Annotated in this window: 20 protein-coding genes; 10 read left to right on the top strand and 10 right to left on the bottom strand. The window is 73.1% G+C overall.

Features of this window, described 5'->3' with window-relative positions:
- Window positions 1–426 precede the first annotated feature (426 nt).
- The 9 genes from ACZ6J5_RS32145 (at window position 427) to ACZ6J5_RS32105 (ending at window position 10120) form a co-directional block, all read left to right on the top strand.
- A complete protein-coding gene (locus ACZ6J5_RS32145; RefSeq protein WP_469397349.1) occupies window positions 427–1575 on the top strand; it encodes a hypothetical protein in 1149 nt (382 codons plus the stop codon).
- On the top strand, window positions 1572–2381 hold the full coding sequence (locus ACZ6J5_RS32140) for a WecB/TagA/CpsF family glycosyltransferase (RefSeq protein ID WP_469397347.1): 810 nt from the start codon (window positions 1572–1574) through the stop codon (window positions 2379–2381). Before ACZ6J5_RS32145 ends, ACZ6J5_RS32140 begins: the two co-directional genes overlap by 4 nt.
- On the top strand, window positions 2381–3640 hold the full coding sequence (locus ACZ6J5_RS32135) for a nucleotide sugar dehydrogenase (protein WP_469397345.1): 1260 nt from the start codon (window positions 2381–2383) through the stop codon (window positions 3638–3640). The genes ACZ6J5_RS32140 and ACZ6J5_RS32135 overlap by 1 nt, the downstream gene beginning before the upstream one ends.
- Window positions 3641–3699: 59 nt before the next feature.
- On the top strand, window positions 3700–4839 hold the full coding sequence (gene wecB / locus ACZ6J5_RS32130; RefSeq protein WP_469397343.1) for a non-hydrolyzing UDP-N-acetylglucosamine 2-epimerase: 1140 nt from the start codon (window positions 3700–3702) through the stop codon (window positions 4837–4839).
- A 111-nt stretch (window positions 4840–4950) separates the two neighbouring features.
- Entirely contained in the window at window positions 4951–5832 is an 882-nt protein-coding gene (locus ACZ6J5_RS32125) for a YveK family protein (RefSeq protein ID WP_469397342.1), read from the top strand.
- Window positions 5833–5848: 16 nt separating this feature from the next.
- Window positions 5849–7408: a lipopolysaccharide biosynthesis protein gene (locus tag ACZ6J5_RS32120; RefSeq protein ID WP_469397340.1), complete on the top strand. Its 1560-nt coding sequence runs from the start codon at window positions 5849–5851 to the stop codon at window positions 7406–7408.
- Window positions 7398–8576, top strand: coding sequence for a right-handed parallel beta-helix repeat-containing protein (locus ACZ6J5_RS32115; protein WP_469397339.1), 1179 nt, complete (start codon window positions 7398–7400; stop codon window positions 8574–8576). The genes ACZ6J5_RS32120 and ACZ6J5_RS32115 overlap by 11 nt, the downstream gene beginning before the upstream one ends.
- 96 nt (window positions 8577–8672) lie before the next feature.
- Window positions 8673–9335 carry a class I SAM-dependent methyltransferase gene (locus ACZ6J5_RS32110; RefSeq protein WP_469397337.1) on the top strand — a complete coding sequence of 221 codons (663 nt, stop codon included), beginning with the start codon at window positions 8673–8675 and terminating at the stop codon, window positions 9333–9335.
- Window positions 9335–10120: a glycosyltransferase family 2 protein gene (locus tag ACZ6J5_RS32105; RefSeq protein WP_469397335.1), complete on the top strand. Its 786-nt coding sequence runs from the start codon at window positions 9335–9337 to the stop codon at window positions 10118–10120. Before ACZ6J5_RS32110 ends, ACZ6J5_RS32105 begins: the two co-directional genes overlap by 1 nt.
- Here ACZ6J5_RS32105 and ACZ6J5_RS32100 read toward each other — a convergent pair.
- Both ACZ6J5_RS32100 and ACZ6J5_RS32095 read right to left on the bottom strand, forming a co-directional pair.
- Entirely contained in the window at window positions 10105–11097 is a 993-nt protein-coding gene (locus ACZ6J5_RS32100; RefSeq protein WP_469397333.1) for a glycosyltransferase family 2 protein, read from the bottom strand. The two genes, ACZ6J5_RS32105 and ACZ6J5_RS32100, sit on opposite strands and share 16 nt — an antisense overlap.
- Complete coding sequence (locus ACZ6J5_RS32095) at window positions 11097–13121, bottom strand: O-antigen ligase family protein (protein WP_469397331.1); 2025 nt, start codon at window positions 13119–13121, stop codon at window positions 11097–11099. The genes ACZ6J5_RS32100 and ACZ6J5_RS32095 overlap by 1 nt, the downstream gene beginning before the upstream one ends.
- Window positions 13122–13177: 56 nt before the next feature.
- Between ACZ6J5_RS32095 and ACZ6J5_RS32090 the strand changes: the two genes are divergently transcribed.
- Window positions 13178–13825 (top strand): YveK family protein, encoded by a 648-nt coding sequence (locus ACZ6J5_RS32090; RefSeq protein WP_469397329.1) that lies wholly within the window; start codon window positions 13178–13180, stop codon window positions 13823–13825.
- On the opposite strand, the gene ACZ6J5_RS32085 is transcribed toward ACZ6J5_RS32090, so the two are convergent.
- The 8 genes from ACZ6J5_RS32085 to ACZ6J5_RS32050 form a co-directional block, all read right to left on the bottom strand.
- A complete protein-coding gene (locus tag ACZ6J5_RS32085; protein ID WP_362471383.1) occupies window positions 13800–14408 on the bottom strand; it encodes an acyltransferase in 609 nt (202 codons plus the stop codon). The genes ACZ6J5_RS32090 and ACZ6J5_RS32085 overlap by 26 nt on opposite strands.
- Before the next feature lie 66 nt (window positions 14409–14474).
- A complete protein-coding gene (locus ACZ6J5_RS32080) occupies window positions 14475–15521 on the bottom strand; it encodes a glycosyltransferase family 2 protein (RefSeq protein WP_469397328.1) in 1047 nt (348 codons plus the stop codon).
- A 66-nt stretch (window positions 15522–15587) separates the two neighbouring features.
- A complete protein-coding gene (locus ACZ6J5_RS32075) occupies window positions 15588–18770 on the bottom strand; it encodes a DUF4082 domain-containing protein (RefSeq protein ID WP_469397326.1) in 3183 nt (1060 codons plus the stop codon).
- A 129-nt stretch (window positions 18771–18899) separates the two neighbouring features.
- A complete protein-coding gene (locus ACZ6J5_RS32070; RefSeq protein WP_469397325.1) occupies window positions 18900–20015 on the bottom strand; it encodes a DegT/DnrJ/EryC1/StrS family aminotransferase in 1116 nt (371 codons plus the stop codon).
- The gene (locus tag ACZ6J5_RS32065; protein ID WP_469397324.1) at window positions 20012–20728 is read right to left on the bottom strand and encodes an acetyltransferase; all 717 of its coding nucleotides are present in this window, start codon (window positions 20726–20728) and stop codon (window positions 20012–20014) included. Before ACZ6J5_RS32065 ends, ACZ6J5_RS32070 begins: the two co-directional genes overlap by 4 nt.
- Window positions 20725–22863 carry an aminotransferase class I/II-fold pyridoxal phosphate-dependent enzyme gene (locus tag ACZ6J5_RS32060; RefSeq protein ID WP_469397322.1) on the bottom strand — a complete coding sequence of 713 codons (2139 nt, stop codon included), beginning with the start codon at window positions 22861–22863 and terminating at the stop codon, window positions 20725–20727. Before ACZ6J5_RS32060 ends, ACZ6J5_RS32065 begins: the two co-directional genes overlap by 4 nt.
- Entirely contained in the window at window positions 22860–23978 is a 1119-nt protein-coding gene (locus tag ACZ6J5_RS32055) for a Gfo/Idh/MocA family protein (RefSeq protein ID WP_469397321.1), read from the bottom strand. The genes ACZ6J5_RS32060 and ACZ6J5_RS32055 overlap by 4 nt, the downstream gene beginning before the upstream one ends.
- Window positions 23979–23995: 17 nt before the next feature.
- A complete protein-coding gene (locus tag ACZ6J5_RS32050; protein WP_469397319.1) occupies window positions 23996–25381 on the bottom strand; it encodes a sugar transferase in 1386 nt (461 codons plus the stop codon).
- Window positions 25382–25906 lie beyond the last annotated feature (525 nt).

Here is a 25906-nt window from a genome sequence, read left to right as displayed (position 1 = left end):
AAGCTCTCATCGTCACCGTGTTGTGGGCCTATCTTCCCGTTGTACGCTGCGAGTTGAGCACAACGTTCGCGCTGTGCGCCGGGGGGTGTCGTGGGGGGTTCCACCGGCAGGAGGCCGAAGCGCCGTCGCTTCGCCGCCGCCTGTCCTCATCTTCATGTTCGCCGCGGCTGGGGAGCCGCCGAATAGAGGTCTCACGCGCCGACGCACCGCGGCATCCCACCAGGATGCCGCGCATCCGTCGTGCGCGAGCGCCGGAACGCCCGCATCCACGCCGCCGACTCCGCACGTGCGCACGAGGTGCAGAAGGTCGCAGTAGGTACCGACAGCCAGCCGATCCGGATCAGCGCCCTGATCCGAACCGACCCGAGGGGGGTGGGTGTGTCCGATCGTCCTGCCAACACACCCGACAGTCCACGCAGTTCACGGATGGCGGAGCTCGCCGGAGCGGACCGGCCGCTCCACGACCTCGCCGTCCGCCTGCTCGATGTGGCCGAGCGGGGACTGCCGGCCATGCTCCTGCCGGAGGGGACCGGCTTCGTCTTCACCCGGGCCGGCCACCGCGCCGCCGACGGCACCGTCCGCCTGGAGCGGCGCGGCACCAGCGTCCGCTACGCCGCCATCACCGTGCTCGGCGCCCGCTTCCTGCCGCTCGACCGGCAGCGCGCGGTCCTCGGCGGGCACACCGCCGAGGAGTTCGCGGGCGAGCTGGTCGAGCGGCTCCCCGGGGTGCGCAACCTCGGCGACGCCGCCCTGATCGCCTGGGCCGCCGCCGACACCGGCCACCCCAAGCTGTCCGACGCCCTCGACCGGGTCACCGCCCTGGACGAGCCCGGCCGCCCCCAGTACACCGTCGAGGCCGCCTGGGTGCTCTCCGCGTACGCCGCAGCCCGCGGCACCCTCGACGTGGAGGACCGGCTGGGGGCCGCCCGCGACCGGCTGCTGAACGCCCGGATCGGCACCGGCCCGCTCTTCCCGCACGCCACCGGGCCCGGCCTCAACCCCTGGTACCGCGCCCATATCGGCTGCTTCGCCGACCAGACCTACCCGCTCCAGGCGCTGGCCCGCGCCCACGCGAGCGGCGACGACCCCGAGGCGCTCGCCGCCGCCGACGCCTGCGCCACCCGCATCTGCGCCCTCCAGGGCGACGGCGGCCAGTGGTGGTGGCACTACGACGCCCGCCGAGGCACCGTCGTCGAGGGCTACCCGGTCTACAGCGTCCACCAGCACGCCATGGCCCCCACCGCCCTGCTCGACCTGGCCGAGGCCGGCGGCACCGACTTCGGCGAGGCGATCCGCACCGGCCTGCGCTGGATGACCGAGGTGCCCGAGCTCGCCGAGGCCGGCGCGAGCGAACCGATGATCCTGGACGACCTCGGCGTCACCTGGCGCAAGGTCTACCGAGGCGACCCCAAGAAGGCCGTCCGCGCCGCCCGGGGCCTCACCACCCGCGTCGCCCCCGGGCTCCGGCTCGGCGCCCTCGACGGGGTGTTCCGGCCGACCGCTGTGGACCGCGAGTGCCGCCCGTACGAGTTCGGCTGGATGCTGCACGCCTGGCTGGGAGGGATGCCCCGATGACGCCGTCCCCGCCCCCGTCGCCGGCCCGGCCCGCCGAGCGGCGGACTCTCTTCGGGGTCCCGCTCGACGCGCTCACCATGGACGAGACCGTCGCCCGCTGCCTCGCGGCCGTCCGCGCCGGCGAACGCCTGGAGATCGGCGTCGTCAACGCCGCCAAGCTCGTCAACATGCGCCGCGACGCCGCCCTCGCGCGGGCCGTCACCGGCTGCGACCTGATAGTCGCCGACGGCCAGGCCGTCGTCTGGGCCAGCCGCCTGCTGCGCCGCCCGCTGCCCGAACGCGTCGCGGGAATCGACCTCTTCACCCGGCTGCTCGCCGAGGCCGAGGCCGCCGGACACTCCGTCTACCTGCTCGGCGCCAAGCAGCACGTCCTCGACGAGATGCTCCGCCGGATCGCCGTCCGCCACCCCGGACTGCGGGTGGCCGGCAGCCGGCACGGCTACTTCGACGACGCCGACCAGCCCGCCATCGCCGACGCGATCGCCGAGAGCGGCGCGCACATGCTGTTCCTCGGCATGACCTCCCCCAAGAAGGAGATCTTCACCGCCGGTTACGGCGAGCGCAGCAAGGTGGCGCTCGTGCACGGGGTCGGCGGCTCCTTCGACGTCCTCGCCGGCGTCACCCGCCGCGCCCCCGTGCGCTGGCAGCGGCTCGGCCTCGAATGGCTCTACCGCGCGCTCCAGGAGCCGCGCAGGCTCGGCCGCCGCTACCTCACCACCAACGTCTCCTTCGCCCTGATGACGGGCCGCGAGATGCTCCGCCCCACCCAGGTCCCCCAGGTCCGCACCGCCAGCAGGGAGTCATGATGCGCGTCGTCGTGGTTGGACAGGGCTATGTCGGCCTGCCGCTCGCCATCCGGGCCGCCGAGACCGGTCACGAGGTGATCGGCTACGACGTGGACACCGAGCGGGTGAAGAGCCTCGCCGCGGGCGAGTCGTACGTGGAGGACGTGTCCTCCGAGCGGCTGCGCGCCGCCCTGGACGCGGGCACCTACCGGGCCAGCGACGCGGTGCGGGACTGCGGCGGCTTCGACGTCGCCGTCGTCACCGTGCCGACCCCGCTGCACGAGGGCACCCCCGACCTGCGCTACATCGAGGAGTCGGCCCGGGACCTCGCCCGCTACCTGCGGCCGGGCGCCACCGTCATCCTGGAGTCCACCACGTACCCCGGCACCACCCAGGAGCTGTTCGGCCCGCTCCTGGAGGAGGGCTCCGGGCTCGTCGCCGGGGCCGACTTCCACCTCGGCTACAGCCCGGAGCGCATCGACCCGGGCAACCCGGTCTGGGGCTTCGAGCAGACCCCCAAGGTGGTCTCCGGCGTGGACAAGGCCTCCCTCAAGGCCGTCCGGAAGTTCTACGACGGCCTGGTCGAGACCACCGTGCCGGTGAGCTCGCCCAAGGAGGCCGAGCTCGCCAAGCTCCTGGAGAACACCTTCCGGCACGTCAACATCGCGCTGGTCAACGAGATAGCGATGTTCGCCCGCCACCTCGACATCGACGTGTGGCAGGCCATCGACGCCGCCTCCAGCAAGCCCTTCGGCTTCATGCGCTTCACCCCGGGACCCGGCGTCGGCGGCCACTGCCTGCCCATCGACCCCTCGTACCTCTCCTGGCACGTGCAGCGCGAACTCGGCCAGAGCTTCCGCTTCGTGGAGCTCGCCAACGACATCAACAACCACATGCCGGACTACGTGACCCGGCGCCTGGTCAACGCCTTCAACGCGCGCAAGCGGGCCGTCAACGGCTCCCGGATCCTGCTGCTCGGCCTCGCCTACAAGAAGAACACCGGCGACGCCCGCGAATCGCCCGCCCTGCGCATCTCCCAGCTCCTGCTCGACATGGGCGCCGAGGTTCGGGCCGCCGACCCGCACGTGGTCGAGGGCCACCGGGTCGACAACCGGCTGGTCCGGGTCGAGCTCACCAAGGAGGAGCTGGAGGCCGCCGACGCCGTGGTCCTCCTCACCGACCACGACGCCTTCGACTACGGCCTCGTCGAGAGCCACGCCGACTACGTCCTCGACTGCCGGCGCCGGCTGAGCGGCTCGACCAGGATCGAGGTGCTCTGAACCGCATGGCCGACAGGGATGCCACGGATCTCACGGACGGAACACAGGGAAAGCGCGCGATGCACGACACGCACGACAGGCACGACGGGAACGTCAGAAGGGTCGTCTGCGTCGCCGGCGCGCGCCCCAACTACATGAAGATCAAGCCGGTGATGGACGCCCTGGAGGCCCGGGGCGCCGAGGTCTTCCTCGTCCACACCGGACAGCACTACGACCCGGCCATGAACGACGTCTTCTTCCGCGACCTCGGCCTGCGCCCGCCCGACCGCTTCCTCGGCGTCGGCTCCGGCAGCCACGCGGTCCAGACGGGCAAGGTCATGGCCGCCTTCGAACCGCTCGTGGCCGAACTCGCCCCGGACGTCGTCGTGGTGGTCGGCGACGTCAACTCCACCCTCGCCTGCTCCCTGGTCACCGCCAAGGCGGGCCCGCTGCTCGCCCACGTGGAGGCCGGGCTGCGCAGCCGCGACTGGTCGATGCCCGAGGAGGTCAACCGGCTCGCCACCGACCGGCTCAGCGACTACCTCCTCGCCCCCTCGCACGACGCGGCCGAAAACCTGCGGGCCGAGGGCTACCACGAGGACCAGATCCACGTCGTCGGCAACGTCATGATCGACACCCTCTTCGCCAACCGGGACCGGGCGCTCGCCTCCGACGCCCTCGACCGGCACGGCGTCGCCCCCGGCGCGTACGGCCTGGTCACCCTGCACCGGCCGGCCAACGTCGACGACCCCGAGGTGCTCGCCGGGCTCCTCAAGGGGCTCGGCGAGGTCGCCGCGCACCTCCCGCTGGTGCTGCCCGTCCACCCCAGGGCGGCCGACCGGCTGACCGCCCTCGGCGTGCCCGGCGGCATCCGGCTCGTCCCGCCCGCCGGCTACCTCGACTTCATCGCCCTCCAGGCCGGGGCCCGGATCGTGCTGACCGATTCCGGCGGGGTCCAGGAGGAGACCACCGCGCTCGGCGTGCCCTGTGTGACCCTGCGGGACAACACCGAGCGCCCGATCACCGTCGAGGAGGGCACCAACGTCCTCGCCGGCCGCGATCCACAGCGAATTCTGGCCACCGCCGTGCGTCTCCTGGAGACACCCCCGCCACCCCGCCGCCCCGCCCTGTGGGACGGGCACGCGGGGGACCGGATCGCCCGGGTCCTGCTGGAAGGCGGGACCGCGGACACCCGTCCGCGGCCCACCGACCACCGTTGACCGCAGACGTGGTGATCGCGAAGGGCTCACAAGCTGTCGCGATCCCACCTATCCTCTTCAGCGGTACGGCAGTTGAGCAGTCGCCACATCGGGGGCGCAGGGGGGAACGCCATGGACCTCGCAGAGATCTTCCGGGTCATGTGCAGGCGGTGGTACGTCCTCGTGCCCGGGCTGCTGCTCACGGCCGGGCTGACCGTGGGGGCGTGGTTCCTCGTCCCCACCTCGTACGACTCGCAGAGCACCGTCGCGCTGCTCAACTCCCGCAAGGGGGCGGCGGCCGACGGCAACCCGTTCCTGAGCATGGAGCCCTCGCTGACGGGCATGGCGGACAGCCTCGCCCGCAACGTGAACTCCGACGCCTCGGTCGCCGACCTCAAGGCGAAGGGCCTCACCGGGAAGTACGAGGCGAAGATCGCGGACAACGCCCAGGGGCCGCTGCTCTGGCTCACCGTGACCGGTGACGACCCGGACGCGGTGCTCCAGGGCAACAAGACGCTCATGGCCTACACCGAGCAGCGCCTGAAGGAGCTGCAGGCGGACCAGAAGGTCCAGCCGGACTCCATGATCCGGCTGACCACGATCGTGCCGCCGCAGGACCCCCAGGCCCAGCTGAAGTCGAAGGTCCAGTACCTGATCATGGCCGCCGGACTCGGCTTCGTGCTCAGCCTCGTGGCCACCTTCTTCGTCGAGGCCCGGCGCCGCCACGACAGCCCGGCGAAGCACCGCCAGACCGAGCCCGCCGGCGCGTCCCGGGAAGCCGCGCCGGAGCCCGCGGGCGAGCCGGCGCCCGCGGCGGCCACCGGACCGGGCCGGCCGGGCCAGCCCGGTCAGCCGGGTCAGCCCGGTCAGCCCGGTCAGGCCGGGCCGTTCGTGGATCCCGAGGTGTCGGCCGGGCAGTCCGGCCAGCCCCTCGACCAGCCCACCGTCCAGCTGCCCGTGCTGCCCGCCGCCGAGCGCCGCTCGGCCAAGCGCCCACCGTCCTGGGTGAAGTGACGAGGAGCCCTCTCCGATGGAAACAGCCCCCGCCGGGTCCGCCGCCGCGCCCGCCGCCCCCGGGGACCAGGTGTCCCTGGGGACCAAGGTCCGCTCGGCGACCCGGTGGAGCCTCATCAACACCATGGTGATGCGGCTCGGCAACTTCGCCACCGGCATCGTGCTCGTCCGGTACGTCCTCGACCCGGCCGCCTGGGGCGTGTACGGGGTCGCCCAGACCGTCCTCATGGTCCTGCTCTCCGCCAACGAGCTCGGCGTCTCGCTGGCGATCGTGCGCTGGGAGGGGGACGTGCGCCGGTTCGCGCCGACCGTCCTCACCCTCAGCGCCGTCTCCAGCGGCCTGCTCTACCTGTCCCTGTTCGCCGCCGCGCCCGCCGTCGCCGGACTCCTCGGCTCCGACGAGGCCACCGCCGTCCTGCGGGTCATGTGCGTCTGCCTGGTGCTCGACGGGCTCTCCCAGGTTCCCGCCGGGGTCCTCACCCGGGAGTTCGCCCAGGGCCGCCGGATGATCATCGACGCGCTCAACTTCGTCGTCAGTACCTCCGTCACCCTCGCCCTCGCCCTGCACGGCTGGGGCGCCATGAGCTTCGCCTGCGGCGCCGTCGCGGGCAACGTCGTCGCCCTGGCCGGCTGCGCCCTCGCCGCCCCCGGGATGCTCCGCTTCGGCTGGGACCCGGTCCAGGCCCGCGCGCTGCTCCGGTTCGGGCTGCCGCTCGCCGGCGCCAGCATGCTCGCGCTGGCCGTCGTCAACGCCGACGCCATGATCGTCGGCGCCGTCCTCGGCAACGTCTCGCTCGGCTTCTACATCCTCGCCTTCAACATGGCGGGCTGGCCCGTCCGGGTCATCTCCGAGACCGCCCGCCGGGTCTCCTTCGCCGGCTTCTCCCGCCTGGCCGACGACCCCAAGGCCCTCTCCCAGGGCTTCGGCAGCGCCCTGCGGGTGCTGATGACCGCCACCGTGCCCGCCTGCGTCCTGCTCGCCGCGCTCGCCGGACCGGCCGTGGAGCTCGTCTACGGCGCCAAGTGGCTCCCGGCCGCCCAGGCGCTGCCCTGGCTGATGGCCCTCGGCCTGGCCCGGATCGCCGCCGAGCTCACGTACGACTGCCTCGTCGCCATCGGCCGCCGCCGCTCGCTGCTGCTGATCCAGGGGCTCTGGCTGGTCACCCTCGTCCCGGTGCTGATCCTGGCCGCCCGCGCCGGGGGCATCGAGACCGTCGCCGCCGGGCACGTCCTGGTCGCGGGCGCCGTCGTGCTCCCCGCCTTCCTGCTGGCCCTGCGGCGCGGCGGGATCGCCGCCCGCGCCGTCGCCCGCGTCTGCGTCCGGCCGGTCCTCGGCGGGGCGCTGATGGGCGCCGTCCTGGTGCTGCTGCGCCGGGAGCTGGGCGAGGGCCTGCTCGCGCTGTCCGCCACCTGTGCGGCCGGCCTCGTGGCCTACGCGCTGTGCGTGGTGCCCGGGCGCACACTGGTGCGCGTCGCGCGGGCGCGGTCCGGGCGCGCCCTGGCGGCCCACGGCGAGGGCGCCGCCCCCGCCGTACCGGCGCAGAAGCAGCCGGCCACTCCGGCACGTGAACGATGAGGTGAGTCCCCTGGCCCGCACCGGCCGTCACAAGCACTCGGGCCGCACCGGCCGCCGCACGCTCCTCGGATCGGCGGTGCTGGCCGCCGTCCTGCTCTTCTCCCTGCTCACCTTCACCGGACTCGGCGGCAGCTCGGTCTGCCTGGGCGGCGCGGCGCTCTGCGACCCCCGGGCGATCACCGCCCCCGGGGCGGGCACCGGCGCGCCGACCCCGCCCGCCGGCGGCCCCTCGTCCTCCGCGAGCCCCGCCCCGGCGCCGCGCCCCACCCCGAGCGGCGGCCCGGCGCCCTCGGCGAGCCTGTCCCGGTCGCCGGACCCGCGCGACGCCAGACCGCCCGCCGCGAAGGGCTGCGCCAGCCCCCGGGCCTGCGGCTACCCGGACGCGGGCAGCACCGGGCCGCGGGTCGCCACGCTCACCCCGCAGAGCACCGGGAACGCGAGCATCCGCACCGACGGCACCGTCATCCGGGGCTGGGACATCACCGGCTCGCTGGACATCTACGCCAACAACGTGACGGTCATCGACAGCCGGATCACCTCCACCAACTGGTGGGGGATCAACCTGCGTCCGGGCTTCTCCGGACTGCGGATCCTGTACACCGAGATCAACGCCGTCCCCGGCAAGGGCCCCAACAACGGCGGTTCCGACTACGCCGTCTCCAACATGAGCACCAGCTCCGTCGAGGTCGCCCACTGCGACATCACCGGCTTCGGCGACGCCCTCTCCATGGGCCAGGGCAACCTGCACGACAACTACGTGCACGGCATCGTGCCGTTCAAGAACCTGGACGGCCAGTGGCAGCACACCAACGCCGTCATCAGCAACGGCGGCGGCAAGGGCAAGCTGATCATCCGGCACAACACCCTGATCAACGCGACCCCTGTCGACCAGGGCGCCTCGGCGGCCGTCGGCCTGTTCGCCGACTCCGCCCCCGTCACCCACACCGTCGTGGACGACAACTGGCTGGCCGGCGGCGCCTACACGCTCTACGCGGGCGGTGAGGGCTCCACCCACATCGAGGTCACCGACAACGTCTTCTCGCCCGAGATCTACCCCTCGGGCGGCCGGTACGGGGCCGTCGCCTACTGGAACCCGACCGGGCAGGGCAACATCTGGCGCGGCAACCGGATGGCCGACGGCACCCCCGTCGTGCCCACCCCGCAGTGACCGGACGAGATCAACAGATCAGCAGATAAATACCCACTGTCCGCATAGGGTTGGAACCGACCCCACCCCGACCTCGAACATCAGGTGGTTGATGCGATGTCCGGCCTCCGAGCCCTCCGCAATCGTTTCGTCGACGCGCCCGACTCCCTCGGCGAACGGTTCCGCGCGGCCCGTTGGGAGCGGTTCCGCAACTGCTTCCCGAACATCGCCGACCTGCGCGTCGTCGACCTCGGCGGCACCGCGAGCAACTGGACCCGCTCCCCGCTGCGGCCCCGGCACGTCCACCTGGTGAACCTGGAGGACCACCCGGCCGAACTGCCCGACTGGATCACCGCCGAGATCGCCGACGTCACCGACCCCGAGATCCCGGCCAAGCTCGGCGACTTCGACCTGGTCGTCTCCAACTCCACCATCGAGCACGTCGGCGGGCCCAGCCAGCGCCGCCGCTTCGTCGCCGCCATCGAGCAACTGGCCCCGCTGCACTGGGTGCAGACCCCCTACCGCTACTTCCCGGTGGAGCCGCACTTCCTCGCCCCCGGCTTCCAGTTCCTCCCGCTGGCCGCCCAGGCCAAGCTGGTCCGGCACTGGCCGCTCACCCACAGCCGCCCCGGCACCCCCGAGGAGGGCATGGACGCGGTCATCAACATCGAGCTGCTGACCCGCGCCGAGATGAGCTACCTCTTCCCCCGCTCCGTGATCCTCAGCGAGCGGGTCGCCGGGCTCACCAAGTCCCTGACCGCCGTCCGCACCCGGGTCTGATGCGCGAGGTCCTCAGGGGGCCGTGGGAGCTGCTGAAGCGGACCTTCGGCTGGCTGGTCCTGTACGAGCTGCGCAACAAGGTCCTCCTCGCCCCCACGGCCGTACGCCTGCGCCGCTTCGAGGACGCCGAGACCGCCCGTCTCACCCGCGTCCTCGGGCGGCGGCCCACGGCCAGGGTCGCCACCGTCATCGCCACCCACCGGCGGCCCGAGGCGCTGCTGCGGGCCGTCCGCTCGGCCCTGGCGCAGACCGTCCAGGAACACGTCGTCATCGTCGTCGACGACGGCGCGGGACTCCCCGAACTCCCCGCCGACCCACGCCTCTTCGCCGTCTCACTGAGCCGGAACACCGGCGTGGCCGGGGTGGTGCGCAACGTCGGGATCCGGCTGACCCACTCGCGGTACGTCGCCTTCCTCGACGACGACAACCTGTGGGAGCCCGAGCACCTCCAGATCGCGCTCGCCGCCCTGTGCGCCCCCGGCGGACCCGACGGCGTCTACACGGCGCTGCGCAGGGTACGCCCGGACGGCACCGACATGGACGTCCTGTCGGTGCCGTTCGACCGGCGCAGGTCCGCCCACCAGGCCTTCCTGGACACCAACGCCTTCGTGGCCCGGCGGGCCCCCGCGCTGCGCTTCAGCAGGCTGCGCCGCACCCCCGAGGTGCTGCCCCGGGAGGACTGGGAGCTGATCCGCCGCTACAGCCGTGGCCGGCGCGTCGCGCACCTCGCCCGGCCCACCGTGCGCTACCTCGTCAACCCGGGCAGCTTCTACACCTCCTGGTGAGCCCCCGGACGGCGCCCCGGACCGTGCTGCGCGCGGTGCTCCGGACGCGCCGCCCCGGGCGCGCCGAGCAGGGCGCGCACCGCCGCCCGGGCCGGCGCCCGGCCGAGCGCCGCCCGGGACAGCTCCCGCAGCAGCACCGCCGCGCGGAACGCCACCGTCGCCGGAAACCCGTGGCGGCGCCGGAACAGCCGCACCCGGTTCACCACCAGCAGCGACCACAGCGCGGGGGAGACCCGGGAGTCGCCGCCCAGGTGGGTGGCGCGCGCCGCCGGCTCCAGGCGGGTGACCAGCCCGAGGTCGCGGGCGCGCAGGCAGTACTCCGTCTCCTCCGAGTAGAGGAAGAACGACTCGTCCCACTCCCCGCAGGCCGCCACGCACTCCGGGGACAGCGCCAGCAGCGCCCCCGTCACCCAGTCCGCCACGGTCCGCCCGGCGTACGCGGACGGCGCGGTGACCAGCTCGCTCCAGCGCGGGAAGCGGCCCGCCCTGCGGTTGCCCAGCACCGCCTCGCCGAGCGCCCGGGTCACGCTGGACTCGCGGCGCAGCGAGTGGATCAGCCGGCCGTCCTCCTCGTGCAGCAGCGGGGCGGTGATCCCGACCCGACCGCCGTCCGGCAGCGAGGTGTCCAGCGCCTCCACCAGGGTCGCGGCACAGCCCTCGGCCATCCGGATGTCGGGATTGCAGATCAGCACCGCGCCGAAGCCCTCCTCCCAGGACCCCGCGGCGCGCAGGGCGGCGTTGATCCCGAAGGAGTAGCCGCCGTTGCGGCCGGTCTCCACGACGGTGGCGTCCGGGGCGTGCTTGCGGACCACGGCGACCGTGTCGTCGGACGAGTCGTTGTCCGCGACGACCAGCCGCCAGTCCAGACCCGCCATCCCGGCCGGCAGCGAGTCCAGGAAACCGGGCAGCACCCCCGCGCTGTTCCAGGTGACGACGAGGACGGCGACCGGGCCGGAGCGCGGCTGCTGAGCGGGCATCAGATCTCCACGAGGTGCGATGAGTCGGGCGTCCGCTGCCGCGGCACCCGGTCGGCGGTGCGGACGCCCTCCGCCTCGCGCCGCACGAAGCCGAGGCAGGAGCCCCCCGCGCCGAGGAGCAGGAAGAAGACGCCGGCGAACATGGGGAAGCTCAGGGTGTCGAAGGTGGCGCTGATGACCAGGGCGACCAGCGCGGAGGCGAAGAACGCCTGCCCCAGCTCCCGGTCCGCCTCGTGCCGGGCCAGCCGCCGGATCGCCCCGCCGTTGTGGACGCCGGTCAGCCCGAGCACGAGCAGCATGAGGACGCCGAGCGCGCCCAGCTCCGCCAGGGTCAGCAGGTACTGGTTGTCGGTGAAGAAGTAGCGCTCGGGCGTGAAGGTGCCGAAGCCTCGGCCGAACACCGGGTCCTGCGCGAAGTACTCCGCGATCTTCGGGTACTTGATGGTGCGGGCCTGGGTGCTGCTGTCCGCGTTGTTGAGGCTGCCGGAGAACAGCGTCGTGATCGTGCCGATGAGCCCCGGCACCAGCACCTTGAACACCGCCACCGCGCCGATCAGGATCCCGATCGCGGTCCAGCGCCGCACCGGCTTCCAGCGCGGCACCATGATCAGCACGACCACCAGCAGGCCGATGATCGAGGTCCGGGAGACCGTCAGCGGCAGCCCACCGCCCAGCAGCACCACCGGCGCCCACAGCCGCCACTTCTTCAGGTGCGCCCGCGCCGGGTCGAAGGCCTGGGCGATCGCGAACGGCAGCAGGATCGCCAGCATCCCGCTGAACTCCAGCGGATGGGCGGTCAGCGAGCGCGGCCGGGTGAAGGAGCCTCGGTCGAGCACGGCCACGTTCGCCACACTGGAGTTGAGGCCCGGGATGCGCAGCGAGTCGGCGATGTTGGTGCCGGTGAAGAAGTCGTACAGGCCCAGCAGCGCGACGATCGAGCCCATCACCACGAGCCGCCGCAGCAGCACGTCCAGCCGCGCCCGGTCCTGGATCCCGGCCGAGGTCAGCACCACCAGGGACACCCACACGAGGAGCACGATCAGGCCCCGGTCCGCGGCCAGTATCTCCTTCTGCGAGCTGATCCGGTCCTGGTTCGCCACGTACGACAGGAGGACCGCGATGGCGAGGAGCAGCATCACCGTCCGCATGGTGCGGGTCCCCGGCGCGGGCGCGATCCGTCCCCGGCACCAGGTCGCCAGATACCAGAACAGGCCCAGCAGCGCGAAGACGTTGGCCGGGGTGCCCGCGCCGCCGAGGGCCGGCAGCGCCAGGTTCGACGGCAGGAACAGGGCGAGCGCCAGATAGCCGGTGAGGACGGCGGTGGCGTCCAGCGGCCGGCTCAGCAGCCTGCGCAGCCGCCCCGCGCCCGGCCCCGGCGCGGGCGGGCCGGGCGGCTCCGGCAGCCCTCGGGAGCGGCGGCGGGCCGCGGCCCAGGTCTCGATCACGAACGACAGCAGGAAGGCGGCCGTGACGCCGAAGACCACCACCGCCGCCACCTTCTGGTAGCGCGACTTGGGCTGGGAGACCGGCTTCTGCGGCGGCACGATCCGCGCCGAGCCCACGTAGTAGCCCTCCGGCACCCGGGCCTGCTCCTGGAGCACCTGGAGCTGCTCGGAGGCGTAGTCGGTGATCTTCCGGGTCTCCTCCAGGACCTTGTCCTTGTCCTCGCCCTTCACCGTCAGCGTCAGCAGCGGCCCCTCCGCCTGCGCGGCGAAGTCCACCCCGTACTCGTCGGTGATCCCCCGGCCTTGGAGTAAACGGGCCGTCTCGGGCGACTGGAGCGCCCGGATCAGCACGTCGGCCGTGCCGATCAGCGAACCGCTCGCGTACGCCAGCGGATTGCCGTAACTCGGCGCGGGCTTCGCCACCTTGCTGGAGTTCAGCAGCGCGAGCTGGCTCTGCGACTCGTACGTCACCGGCACGGTCGTGTACAGGTATCCGCCCGCCAGCACGCTGAGCAGAGTCAGCGGCACCATGACGTACCAACGCCCGGCCAGGACGCGGAAGATCTCGGCGATGCTCACGAACCCTCCCCCGGTTCCTCTTCGTGGTGCCAGTATCGATGCTGATGGAAAGAGACGTGCTGACTCCCGAAGGACTCGCCCGCGTGCTGCTGCGCCGCTGGTACGTCCTGGCCCTCGCCGTGCTCGTCACCGGCGCCGCCTGCTACCCGGCCCTGCGGCCGGCGCCGCGCTACCAGAGCTCCGCGGTGCTCGTGGTGAAGCCGCCGCGCACCGGCAACCAGCCCAACCAGCTGACCAACCTCCGGCCCTCGCTGGCCCTGGTCTCCTACGCCGTCGTGCAGCAGCTCCAGTCGCCCGCCGGGCAGGCCGAGCTGAAGGCGGCCGGGGTGCACGGCACCTTCCGGCTCACCCCCCGCAACAGCGGCACCAGCGCCACCCCTTACTACTCGATCCCCACCCTCCAGGTGGAGTCCGAGCAGACCCGGCCCGAAGAGGCCGACCGGCAGGTCCAGTTGATCATCGGGGTGTACGGCAAGCACCTGAACGCCCTCCAGGCCGAGCAGCACGTGCCGTCCACGACCCTGCTCACCGTCGACCTGCTGAACCGCCCCGGCACCGTCGCGCTGCCCCCCAACCGCACCCGTGCGGTGGCCGGCGCGGGCGCGCTCGGCACCCTCGCCGGGGTGATGGCGGCGCTGTGGGCGGACCGGATCGCGACGGCGCGGCGCGGCCGGCGGCTCAGTGAGCGGCACCGTACTCCGTGAGCCGCCCGTCCCGCTCCTCGTAGCGCTCCCCGGTCTCCGGGCAGCGCCACAGGCCCGGCGCCCCGGGCTCCTCGGCCAGCCGGACGCCGGCCTTGCCGACCCAGCCCGCCCGGCGCGCCGGGACGCCCATCACCAGCGCGAAGTCGGGCACGTCGGCGGTGACCACCGAACCGGCCGCGACCAGCGCCCAGCGCCCGATGGTCACCGGCGCCACGCAGACCGAGCGGGCGCCGACGGCCGCGCCGTCGCCGATGACGACCGCGACGGGCTCCCAGTCGCCACCGCGCTTGAGCCGCCCGTCGGGGTCCACGGCACGCGGGTTGTGGTCGTTGGTGAGGACCACCGACGGGCCGATGAAGACGCCGTCGCCGAGCACGGCCGGCTCGTAGACGAGGGCGTAGTTCTGCAGCTTGCAGTTGTCGCCCATGGTCACCCCGGGGCCGACGTACGCGCCGCGCCCGACCACGCAGTTCTCGCCGAGCCGGGCGTCCTCGCGGATCTGCGCGAGCTCCCACACGCTGCTGCCGGCGCCGACGACGGCCTTCTCGTCGACCTGGGCGGTGGGCTGGACGCGGTAGTTCACGGATGTGCCTTTCGTTCCGTGGAGAGGAGGCAGAGAGGAGGGAGGGGAGGGGGCCGGATGCCCCGGCTAGATGCCCCGGCGCTTCCAGGAGCGCCACCAGAGCCATTCGCGGCCCCGGTCGACGACCGCCGACAGCACCAGCGGCTGGAGGTACGGCATGATCCGCGCCCCGATCCGGCGGCGCAGCCGCAGCGCCCGGTACTCGGGCAGCGACTCGGCGTCCGGGCGCCACTCCTTGGCGAGTCGAACCAGCTCCTCGACCGGGACGACGTCGGTGCGGCCCCGGTCGTAGGCCCGGTAGGCCCGGCGCAGCGCCTGGCGGGCGAGGCGGGTGTCGACGAGCCCGGCCAGCCGTTCGGCCTGCGGCAGCCGGTCGGCGCACTTGTCGAGGACGGCCGTGAAGGCGGCCCGGCGCTGCCGGAGGTCGTCGAGCTGGCCGCCGAAGTCGGTGGTGGACATGTTGCCGCCGTGGACCCGGTAGTAGGCCTGGTCGGCGCCGGCGACGTAGCCGACGTCGGCGTGGGCGGCGAGCCGCATCCACATCTCGATGTCCCCGGCGTGCGGGAGCTCCGGGTCGTAGCCGCCGACCTGCCGCTGGAGGCTGGTGCGGACGACCACCTCGGGCGAGGTGATGCAGCCGGTGCCCTCGCGGAAGCGCCGCTCCAGCCACCAGTGGCCGGGGTAGACCACGGCGCCGGTGGCGGCGGTGCGGGCCGCGGGGAGCGGCCCGCCGTGCTGGAAGCGCAGCGGCCTGCCGTAGGCGAAGCCGGCCTCCGGGTGGGCGTCGAGCAGGGCCACGGCCCGCACGAGCGCCCCGGGGACGAGCCGGTCGTCGGCGGACAGCAGCACGACGTAGTCGCCGTCCGCCCACTCCAGCAGGCCCTCGTTGTAGGTGGCGATGTGGCCCTTGTTGGTCTCGTGGACCCGTACCTCGATCCTCGGGTCGGAGGCGGCCAGCTTCCTGGCCGCCTCCGCCGAGTCGTCGGGGGACGCGTCGTCGATGATGAGCACCCGCACGTCGAGGCCGGGCTGTTCGTCGAGCACGCTGCGTACGCAGTCGGCCAGGAAGTGGCCGTATTTGTAGCAGGGGATGACGACGCTGACTGAGCTCATGTGGTGCGTTCCCCGATTTCGGTGGGTCAGGTCGGTCCGGTCGGTCAGGTCGGTGCGGCCTTCGGGTCAGTTGGTCGTGAAGACCGGGCCGACCCAGTAGTTGGTCGAGTTGTAGGAGTTGGTCGGGAAGGCGGTCGTGGCCCCGTACTTGTAGAGGCCGTTGGCGGCTCCGCTCGCGTCGGCGGGCGCCGACAGCGGGTAGTTGAGGTGGGCACCGGCGAAGAAGCCCGCGTCGGAGGCGTAGTTGCCGTTCGGCGCGTGGTACGAGGCGACGTAGGTGGTGTTCGCCGTGATGGCGACCGGGGCGGCGAAGGTCAGCCGCTGCCAGCCGGAGGCCGTCTCGCCGGTGAAGGTGCCGGTGGCGAGGAGGGTGCCGTCGGCGGCCCACAGGCTGCCGGTGTGGCTGCCGGTGTTGGTCGCCCCCTTGTAGAAGGTGATGCCGGTGACCTTGCCGCCCAGCGCGGACTGGAAGCGGGTGCCCAGCTCCAGGGAGTTGGCGTCACTGGTCTCCGCCGTCTTCGCGGGGACCGTCTGCGCGCTCCACAGGGTGCAGGGGCAGGCGGCCGGCGGCGGGGTCGAGGAGGTGGTGAAGGACCAGCTGACCGGGTCCGTCATCGCGTTGCCCCACAGGTCGGCGGCCTGGACCGAGACCGTGTACGTGGTGCCGAGGGCGAGCTGGCTGTTGAACGTGAACGCGGCCGTCTTGCCGTCCCCGTCCAGTGTGGCCCGGCCCGGTACGGCGGCGCCGCCGGGGCCCTGCACGCTGAACACCAGGGTGCCGCTGTCGACGCTCTGGTTGAAGGTGGCGGTCAGCGGCGCCGTGATCGACACGCCGGTCGCCCCGGGGGCCGGGGTGCGGGCGGTGACGGTCGGCGGCACGGTGCTGGCCGAGCCCGTCTCCAGGATGGCGTCCACCCAGTAGTTGCTGCCCGCGGACTGCTGGTTCGGGAAGCCGCTCGTGGCCCCGTACCGGTAGACGCCGTTGCCGCCGTCGGTGCCGGACTGGAGGGCGGTCAGCGGGGCGAGCCCGGAAGCCTTGTCGGTGAAGTAGTGCGCGTCGTAGGAGTAGCCGCCGCTGGGGGCGAAGTACGAGGCGACGTACGTGGTGTTGGCCTTGACCGGGACCGGACTGGCGAACTTCAGCTCCTGCCAGCCGGACGCGGTCTCGTTGGTGAAGGTGCCGGTGGCCAGGAGCTGGCCGGAGGCGGACCACAGGCTGCCCTTGTGGGTGCCGACGTTGGCGGCCGACTTGTAGAAGCGGACGCCGGTGATCGTGCCGGGCACCGAGCTGCGGACCTTCACGCCGAGCTCGACGGAGCTGCCGTCGCCGCTGTTCGCCTTGGTCGGCGCGGCCGTGGCCGGCCAGACCGTGCAGGGGCACTGCTGCTGGGTGACGGTCAGCGGGACGGTGGTGACGTTGCCGAGGTTGACGCTGTCGTCGACGGCGCGGACCTTGAGCTGGAGCGGGCCCTCGGTGAGCGGGGTCCACTTGTAGCTCCAGCTGCCGGTACCGTCGGCCGCCTTCCAGGTGGTGCCGCCGTCGGTGGAGACCTCCACCCGGGCGACCACGCCGCCGGAGTCGGCGGCGGTGCCGGTGACGGTGACCTGGCGCAGCGCCGGGACGGAGGCGTTCGCGGTGGGGGCGTTCACGGTGACGGTGGGGCCGGTGACGTCCTCGGACGCGTCGGCCTTGACCAGGTCGTCCTGCCGGGACTTGGGCTGGATGCCCATGTCGGCCAGGATGTTCACGGTCGCCTGCTGCATCCGCTTGTCCACCGTGACCACGCCGCCGGCGGGGTCGGCCGTCGGGACGTTGGTCAGGCCCCAGGACCACTGGACGGTCCCGGTGCCGAACACCAGGGCCTTGGAGGTCTGGTCGCGGAAGGCCACCAGGCTGTGGGTGGCCGTGCCGTTCCCGTAGTAGTTGCCCCAGTCCAGCAGGTAGTTGCCGTCGTTGACGTCCACGGTGGTGGAGGACATCCGGATCTGCCCGGCCGGCCGGGAGGCGTTCTCGACGTCGCTGTCCCACTCGTAGCCGAGCGTGCCCTGCGGGAAGGTGGCGACCTGGCTGCCGGTCAGGCCGGCGACCGAGGTGTTCCGCCACAGCCGCATCTTCGCGTACGTGGCGGGGACCGTGATGGCGTCGTTGCGGGGGCCGTTCACCTGGAACAGCGAGCCGGTGAGGATGTTCTGCGGCCGGTAGGGCTCGCCCTCCTTGGTGCTGTCCGGGTCCATCCAGGTGCCCGTCCACACGTTGCTCGGGTCCGGGACGCCGTTCGGCGTCGGGAACTTGAGCTTGGTCTCCTTGTAGCAGACCAGGGTGCGGTTGGCGGTGCCGCTGCCGTCGATGCTCGGCTCCAGGCGGGTCTTCCAGAAGATCTCGTTGCCCGAGAAGTACGTCTGGTGCTGGCCCGCCTTGCGCGCGTTGAGGACGTTGGTGAACTGCTCCTGCGTCCAGTACTCGTCGTGGCCCTGCGACATGAACATCTTGTGGTTCGCGAGGAGCGCGGCGCCCCGGGTGGCCGTGTCCAGGCCCGAGACGTAGCTGAGGTCGTAGCCGTTGCGCTCCAGCCACGAGATCATCTCGAACTCGGAGCCGTAGATGCCGTTCTCGCCGCCGATGTCCATCGGACGGTTGTAACTGACCTTGTACGCCCGCCCGTCGGGCGCCGGGCCCTGCCCGTCGTAGAGGTTGGTGCCGCCCCAGTCGTTGTACGCCTGCCAGGTCTGGTCCGAGGTCTGCACGAGGATCTCGGAGCGGCTGGCGTCGTTGCGGACCACGAACGGGTAGGGCATCAGCCCGTTGCCGTCGGCCTGGTCGAAGTTGGCCACGTACAGCCCGGACACCGCGTCGGCGGGCACCGTCCAGCTCGCCGTGGCGGGCCAGTTGCCGCAGTCCATCAGGCCCGTCGGCGCGTCCTTGAGGCACGCCGGCCGCTGGGTCAGATAGGTGGCCGGATAGGTCTGGTCGGCCTGCGCCTGGGTGGAGACCAGGCGCGCGCCGTCACCCCCGTACCAGCCCAGCCGGTAGATCTTGACCCGGTACGAGGACGGGGACTGGACCTTGAACTGGAGGGTCTCCCCGGCCTGGAGGCTCATCTTGGTGGGGAATCCCGCGATGTCGCCCCAGGAGCTGCCCGCGAACCAGTCGGACATCGGCGTGCCCGGCTTGGCGTTCTCGCAGACGATGGCATTGCTGCCCGTTCCGCATGGATCGGCGAGCGCGCTCGCCTCTCCGACCGGCGGCAAGAATATCGCTGTCAGCGCCGCGGCCAGGGCGAACAAGGCGCCTCTGGCCCGGCGGAATCGGTTTTGCATCGCTGTACCTTTCACGGGCAGTACAGTCCTGGCCTTCCGGCCGGGGAGGGGGAGCGGGCCCTAGTTCAGGGCGTTCACCAGTGCGTCCGCCACCTGCTGCTGCTGGTCGGCGGAGATCTGCGGGAAGAGCGGGAGGGAGAGGATCTCTCCGGCGGCCCGCTCCGCGTGCGGGAAGGCCCCGCGGTCGTACCCGAGGTGCGCGTAGGCGGGCGTCAGGTGTACCGGGTCCGGGTAGTGCACCCCGGCGCCGATGCCGCTCGCGTTGAGCTTGCCCACCACGGCGTCCCGGTCGGCGCCGGGCACCCGCACCACGTACAGGTGCCAGACGTGCTCGTTGCCCTCGGCGGTGGCCGGGAGCACCAGCCGCCCGGCCCCGGCGAGCGGGGCCAGCAGCTCGTCGTAGCGGGCCGCCGCCGCCCGCCGGGCCGCGTTGCCCGCCGCGAGGCGGCGCAGCTTGGCCCGCAGCACCACGGCCTGGAGCCCGTCGAGCCGGCTGTTGAAGCCGGGCACGTCGTGCCGGTACTTCTCGACTCCGCCGTGGTTGGCGATCGCCCGGACCAGGGCCGCCGCCTCGGGGTCGTCGGTCAGCACCGCCCCGGCGTCGCCGTACGCGCCGAGGTTCTTGCCCGGGTAGAAGCTGGTGGCGGCGATGCCCCCGCTGCCCGGCGTGCGTCCGTCCCGGCTGGCGCCCTGGCTCTGGGCGGCGTCCTCGACGATCCGCACGCGCTCCGGCAGCGCCGCCGCGAGCGCCGCCACGTCCGCGCTCTGCCCGTACAGGTGGACCGGCACCACGGCCCGGGTGCCCGGACCGACGGCGGCGGCGGCCGCCCCGGGGTCGATCAGCAGCGTCTCCGGCTCGCAGTCCACCAGCACCGGCCGGGCCCCGGCGCGGGCGACCGCGCCCGCCGTGGCGATGAAGGTGTTCGCGGGCAGGACCACCTCGTCGCCGGCCCCGACGCCGCTCGCGCGCAGCGCCAGCTCCAGGGCGTCGGTGCCGTTGGCCACGCCGACGACGTGCTCGACACGGCCGAACGCGGCGTACTCCCGCTCGAACTCCCGGACCTCCTCGCCGCCGATGAAGGCGGTGCCGGCCAGCACCCGGTCGAAGCCGGCGCGTATCTCCTCGGCGACCTCGGCGTGCGCCGCCTTCAGGTCGACCAGGGGGATCTGGTTCATGTGCCGTTCACTCCTCGTGCGGGGACGGGTTCGGCGGCGGGGCCGGAGCCGTCCGCCGTGAGCTGTGCCAGGGCCGGGGGCGCGGCGGCGCGCAGCCGCCGGGCCGGCGAACCGGCCCACACCTCGCCGGCCGGGACGTCGGCCAGGACCGTGCTGCCCATGCCGACCAGGGACCAGGCGCCGATCGCGGTGCCCTCGCGGACCAGCGCACCCGCGCCGAGGTAGGCGCCCCGGCCGACCCGGACGGTGCCGCCCAGGCGCACCCCGGAGGCGAGGGTGGCGAAGTCGGCCACCTCGTCGTCGTGGGTGAGCACGGTGTGCGGCATCACCGCCACGTGCCGCCCCACCCGCACCGAGGCCGTCAGGACCGTGTGCGCGAGGAGGACCGTGCCGGGGCCGAGGACCGAGCTCGCCGAGACCACCGCGGTCGGGTGGACCACGGTGGCGTAGCGGTCCTCGGGCAGCCCGAGGCGCTCCACCACCCGGGCGCGGGAGGCATAGTCGCGCGGGCTGCCGACGCAGACCACGAAGGACGCGTCCGGCAGCTCGTGGACCAGGGCGCTGCCGCCGAGCACGGGCACCCCGTCGACCGCGACGCCGTGCAGCGCCGGATCGTCGTCGAGGTGGCCCGCGAGCGGCAGCCCGGCGGCCCGGACGGCCTGCGCGGTCTCCCGCGCGAAGCCGCCGGCGCCGATGAGGACGAGCCGGGTCACGGACGCGCCGCCGCTTCCGTGAGCACGGCGGCCACGTGGTCCTGCTGCTCCTCGGTCAGGGTGTGGAACAGCGGCAGGATCAGCGAGTCGCGGGCGATCCGCTCGGTGGCCGGCAGCGGCCCGGCCGGGTGGCCCGCGTAGGCCGGCTCCAGGTGGCTCGCCATGATGCCGCGGCGGGCCGACACCCCGGCCTCGGCGAGCCGGGCCAGCAGCGCGTCGCGGCCGACCGGGAAGTCCTCCGCGAGCAGTACCCAGTACGACTGGAAGTTGGACGCGCCGTGCGCCGGGTCGGTCACCGGCGTCAGGCCGGGCACCGGGCGCAGCAGCTCCGCGTAGCGGGCGGCGAGCTCCCGGCGGCGGGCCACCAGCGCGTCCAGCTTGCCGAGCTGGACCAGGCCGACCGCCGCCTGGATGTCGGTCATCCGGTAGTTGAACCCGGTCTCCAGATAGCTCTCCAGGACCGGCTTGCCGCTCGCGTGCCGCTCGGCCGCCGACACGTTCATGCCGTGCTCGCGCAGCCGCCGCAGCCGCGCCGCCCAGTCGGCGTCGTCGGTGGTGACCATGCCGCCCTCGCCGGTGGTGAGCAGCTTGCGCGGGTGGAAGGACCAGGCGGCGAGCAGCGCGCCGCGCCCGACGGGGCCGCCGTCGACGGTGGAGCCGATCGCGCAGGCCGCGTCCTCGACCAGCGGCAGCCCCCAGCCCTCGCAGGCGGCCCGCAGCGCGGACACGTCGGCGGGCACGCCGCCCTGGTGGACCAGGAGGACGGCCTTGGTACGGGGGGTGCGGACCGCGTCCACGGTGGCGGCGGTGAGGTTGCCGGTGGCGAGGTCCACGTCCGCGAAGACCGGTTCGGCGCCGACGTACCGTACGGCGTTGGCGGTGGCGATGAAGGACAGCGAGGGGACCACGACCTCGTCGCCCGGGCCGAGGTCCAGCGCGACCAGGGCCAGGTGCAGGGCGGTGGTGCAGGAGCTGACGGCGACGCCGTGCGCGGCGCCGACCCGCTCCGCGAAGGCCCGCTCGAACGCGGCGGTCTTCGGACCCTGCGCGACCCAGCCGGACAGCACGGTGTCGGAGGCCGCCTTGGCCTCCTCCTCGCCGAGCCACGGCACCATGACGGGGATCCGCACGGGAGCCCCGGCCGAGGCGGCGTTGTCGGCGTCCGTCCCGGTGGCGCCCTTCTCGGACCGCCACCACTCGACCAGGTCCCTGAGGCCGGTCCGCAGGTCGATCTCGGCCTTGAAGCCCAGCCGTTGCTCGGCGAGCGTGGTGTCCGCGAGCCGCCGGGTCACCCCGTTGACCGCGCGGGCCGGGCCGTGCACCGGCTCCAGACCGGAGCCCATCACGTCCAGCAGCCCGTCGGCCAGCTCCCGCAGCGAGGTCTCGGTGGCGCTCGCCACGTTGAACACCTCGTCGGTCAGCCCCTCGCGGGCCGCCAGGATGTTGGCGCGGGCGATGTCCCGGACGTCGACGAAGTCCATGGTCTGGGTGCCGTCGCCGAGGATCAGCGGCGGCTCGCCGGCCTCGATCCGCTCCATCCAGCGGATCAGCACCTCCGTGTACAGGCCGTGGATGTCCATCCGGGGCCCGTACACGTTGAAGTAGCGCAGCGCCACGTAGTCCAGGCCGTACATGGCGTGGAAGCTGCGCAGCATCCCCTCGTTGAACGCCTTGGCGGCGCCGTAGAAGGTGTCGTTGTTGTACGGGTGGTGGCGCTCGGTGGTCGGGAAGGACTCGGCCAGGCCGTAGACGGAGGCCGAGGAGGAGGCGATGACCTTGCCCACCCCGGCCGCCGCGGCGGCCTCCAGCACGTTGAACGTGCCGTTCACCATGACCTCGTTGGCCAGCCGGGGCTCCTCCGCGCACTGGGTGATGCGGATCGCCGCCAGGTGGTAGACGAGGTCGGCGCCCTCGGTCACCCGGTGCACGGTCGCCGCGTCCCGGATGTCGCCCTCGACCAGCTCGACCCGGCCGCTCGCCAGGGCCTTGGCGAGGTTCGCCCGCCGGCCGCGCACGAAGTTGTCGAGCACGACGACCTGGCTCGCGCCCCCCTCCACCAGGAGGTCCGTCACATGGGAGCCGATGGTGCCGGCACCGCCGGTGACCAGGACCCGCTTGCCCGCGATATCGCTCAACGCCGTTCTCCCAGAAGTTCGTTCCCGTTCGTGACGGACCGGTCCGAGCCGGTCCGCAGCCCGACGACCGCCCCGCGGAACTCCAGGCTCCGCGAGGCCGCCTCCAGGATGTCCAGCACCCGCAGCCCGGCCCGCCCGTCGGTCAGCGCCGGCCGGTCCTCGGTGATCGCCGCCGCGAACTCGTCGACCATGCTGCGCAGCGCCTCCTTCTCGCCGATCGCCGGGGCGACCATGTCGCCGCTGCGGTACGAGATGAGGGCCTCGCGGCGCTCGTCCGCGCCCAGCTCCTGGGGCGTGGCCAGATCGACGCCCCGGTCGAACAGCGCGACGCGCTGCGCGGGGTTGAGGTCGTCCCAGACCAGCGTGCGCTTGGAGCCGCCGACCATGGTGGTGCGCACCTTGGTCGGGGACAGCCAGTTCACGTGCACATGGGCGATGGCGCCCGTGTTCAGCTGGAGCGTCAGGTACGTGATGCAGTCCTGGCCCGCGCCGATCGGATCGGCGCCGTGCGCGGCGACCGCGACCGGCGCCACGTGCTCGGGCAGGATGAAGTCCAGGATCGACAGGTCGTGCGGGGCCAGGTCCCACAGCACGTCGATGTCCTTCTGGACCAGGCCCAGGTTGATCCGCACCGAGTCCACGTAGTGGATCTCGCCGAGCGCGCCCTCGCGGACCAGCTCGCGGATCTTCGCCACGGCCGGGGTGTAGCAGTAGGTGTGGTCGCACATCAGGGTCAGGCCGCGCTCCTCGGCCTCGGCGACCAGCCGCGCCCCGTCGGCGTAGGTGGTGGCCAGCGGCTTCTCGACCAGGACGTGCTTGCCCGCGCGCAGTGCCGCGAGGGCCACGTCGAGGTGGGTGCCGGCCGGGGTGGCGACGGCGACCGCGCGCACCTCCGGGTCGGCGAGCACCGCCGCGTAGTCGTCGGTGGCCTGGACGGTGGAGTAGCCGCCGAGGACCCGCTGGGCGCGGGTGACGTCGAGGTCGCAGAGCCAGCGCAGCCGGAACCGGTCGCTGGCCTGGAAGTTGCGCACCAGGTTCGGGCCCCAGTAGCCGGCGCCGATGACGGCGACCCCCAGCCGCCCGTCCGGCCGCCCGGAGTCGTTCGCGTCGCTCACGTGTGTTCCCTTCATCGTCAGTAGGCCCCCGTCCCGCGCAGGACGGCCGGGCCGGTGCGCAGCAGGATCAGCGCGTCCAGGCCGAGCGACCAGTTGTCCACGTACGCCAGGTCGAGGCGTACGGCTTCGTCCCAGGGCAGGTCGGAGCGACCGCTGACCTGCCACAGGCCGGTGAGGCCCGGTTTCACGAGCAGCCGGCGCCGGACCTCGTGGCTGTAGCCGGCGACCTCCTCGGGCAGCGGCGGACGCGGCCCGATCAGCGACATGCGCCCGTTCAGCACGTTCAGCAGCTGGGGGAGCTCGTCGATCGAGTAGCGCCGCAGGGTGGCCCCGACCCGGGTGACCCGGGGGTCGTCGCGGACCTTGAAGAGCAGGCCGTCGCTGTTGTGGTTGGCGTGTGCCAGCTCGTCCCTGACGGCCTCGGCGTCCGGCCGCATCGTGCGGAACTTGAACATGGTGAACTGCTTGCCGTGCAGGCCCACCCGGACCTGCCGGAACAGCGCCGGGCCGCGGCTGCCGAGGCGTACGGCCAGGGCGACCACGCACATCAGCGGGGCGAGCACCAGCAGCAGCACCGCGGCGACCAGCCGCTCGGCGAGCTCCTTGGGGAGCCGGGCCCAGCGGGACAGCTTCGGGGCCCGCAGGTGGATCAGCGGGACCCCGCCGACCGGCCGCACGGCCAGCCGCGCGGCGGCCACGTCGCCGAAGGCGGGCGCCAGCAGGAAGTCGCCGCCGGCGGCGGCGGTGCTCCAGGACAGCGCGCGCAGCAGGGTCGCGTCGATCTCCGGCGACGGCAGCACGACGACGGTGGTCGAGCCGCCGAACCCGCGTATCGCGCCGGGGACTTCGTCGACGCCGCCGAGCACCGGCACGCCCAGCTTGTCGAGCGGGGCGCGGCCCCGGGTGTTCCCGGGGTCGGTGAGGCAGACGCCGGCGATGTCCATGCCCTGGAGGCCGACCCGGGACGGCGAGCGCTCCGGGCCGCCGTTCCACAGCGCCGAGAGCAGCTCGGCGACGCCGGCCGAGGGGCCGACGAGGATCGCCGTGGTGCGGTTGCGGCCCTGCGCCCAGTTCCGGCGCAGCCAGCGCCGGAGCAGGAAGCGGGCCGCCAGACTGAGGGCGGCCACGGTCGGGGCCGCCAGGATCATCTCGTGCAGCAGGTCGAGGTCGCCCACCACACCCCAGCCGACCACCGCGGCCAGCGCCGGCAGCACCAGGGCACCGCGCAGCACCCGGCGGTAGACCTCGCCGCCGGAGCCGAACACGGCGCGCTCGTAGGCCCGGTGGGCGTACATCAGGGCGACCCAGGCCGGCGGCAGGCCGAGGACGACGGCCCAGTGGCCCACCGCGCCGAGGACGCTCACCGCGGCGACGACGGCCGCGACGGCGTCCGCGGCCAGCACTATGGTCTGGTGTCTTCTCCGCCACCACAGGCGGTGGACATCGAAGTGTGTGGATTCGACTCGATGCCGCTCATGCGTGACCGGCAGGACGGTCATCCATTCCCCCCAAGGGCGCTTCCCGCGCAGCCTGCCGATCCACGCGCGCCGTTTCCCCCGGGGACGCCTGCGAGAGCGGCTCGCGGGCAGGGGAAAGGCAGCGGTGGTGCGACGAGGATGCGCGGCTCTTCCGCCTGACTGAACGCTGCGAACCGGCGGTGAGCCTCCCCAGCCACCACCGAGCCCGCACAGGACGCAGAATCCGCCCGGGACGAGTCGTGTTCGTGCCCCAGCGGATCCGGCAGCGCTCAATCTAGACCAACTGGGGCAGGCCATCCAGGAGTTGTGTGAAACTCCTACCGATACTTGAAGGAACTGTAAGAGTGGGACGCATCGGCTCAGGTCCGTACGCGGCCCGGCGGGCGCGGACACGCACGGGAGCGGCCGCCTCCGGTGCGGTGGTGGCGGGGCGGACACGGCGGCCGGGGC

The sequence above is a fragment of the Streptomyces sp. NPDC042100 genome (assembly GCF_055582325.1).
Note: the sequence above shows the minus strand (reverse complement) of the source record. Positions and strands in the feature narration are given on the sequence as shown.

Excerpts from the sequence above, each read along its gene's own strand:
- ACZ6J5_RS32140 (WP_469397347.1), top strand. The coding sequence starts at position 1,572 with ATGACGCCGTCCCCGCCCCCGTCGCCGGCCCGGCCCGCCGAGCGGCGG.
- wecB (WP_469397343.1), top strand. The coding sequence starts at position 3,700 with ATGCACGACACGCACGACAGGCACGACGGGAACGTCAGAAGGGTCGTC.
- ACZ6J5_RS32100 (WP_469397333.1), bottom strand. The coding sequence starts at position 11,097 with ATGCCCGCTCAGCAGCCGCGCTCCGGCCCGGTCGCCGTCCTCGTCGTC.
- ACZ6J5_RS32135 (WP_469397345.1), top strand. The coding sequence starts at position 2,381 with ATGCGCGTCGTCGTGGTTGGACAGGGCTATGTCGGCCTGCCGCTCGCC.
- ACZ6J5_RS32105 (WP_469397335.1), top strand. The coding sequence starts at position 9,335 with ATGCGCGAGGTCCTCAGGGGGCCGTGGGAGCTGCTGAAGCGGACCTTC.
- ACZ6J5_RS32070 (WP_469397325.1), bottom strand. The coding sequence starts at position 20,015 with ATGAACCAGATCCCCCTGGTCGACCTGAAGGCGGCGCACGCCGAGGTC.
- ACZ6J5_RS32110 (WP_469397337.1), top strand. The coding sequence starts at position 8,673 with ATGTCCGGCCTCCGAGCCCTCCGCAATCGTTTCGTCGACGCGCCCGAC.
- ACZ6J5_RS32080 (WP_469397328.1), bottom strand. The coding sequence starts at position 15,521 with ATGAGCTCAGTCAGCGTCGTCATCCCCTGCTACAAATACGGCCACTTC.
- ACZ6J5_RS32125 (WP_469397342.1), top strand. The coding sequence starts at position 4,951 with ATGGACCTCGCAGAGATCTTCCGGGTCATGTGCAGGCGGTGGTACGTC.
- ACZ6J5_RS32120 (WP_469397340.1), top strand. The coding sequence starts at position 5,849 with ATGGAAACAGCCCCCGCCGGGTCCGCCGCCGCGCCCGCCGCCCCCGGG.
- ACZ6J5_RS32145 (WP_469397349.1), top strand. The coding sequence starts at position 427 with ATGGCGGAGCTCGCCGGAGCGGACCGGCCGCTCCACGACCTCGCCGTC.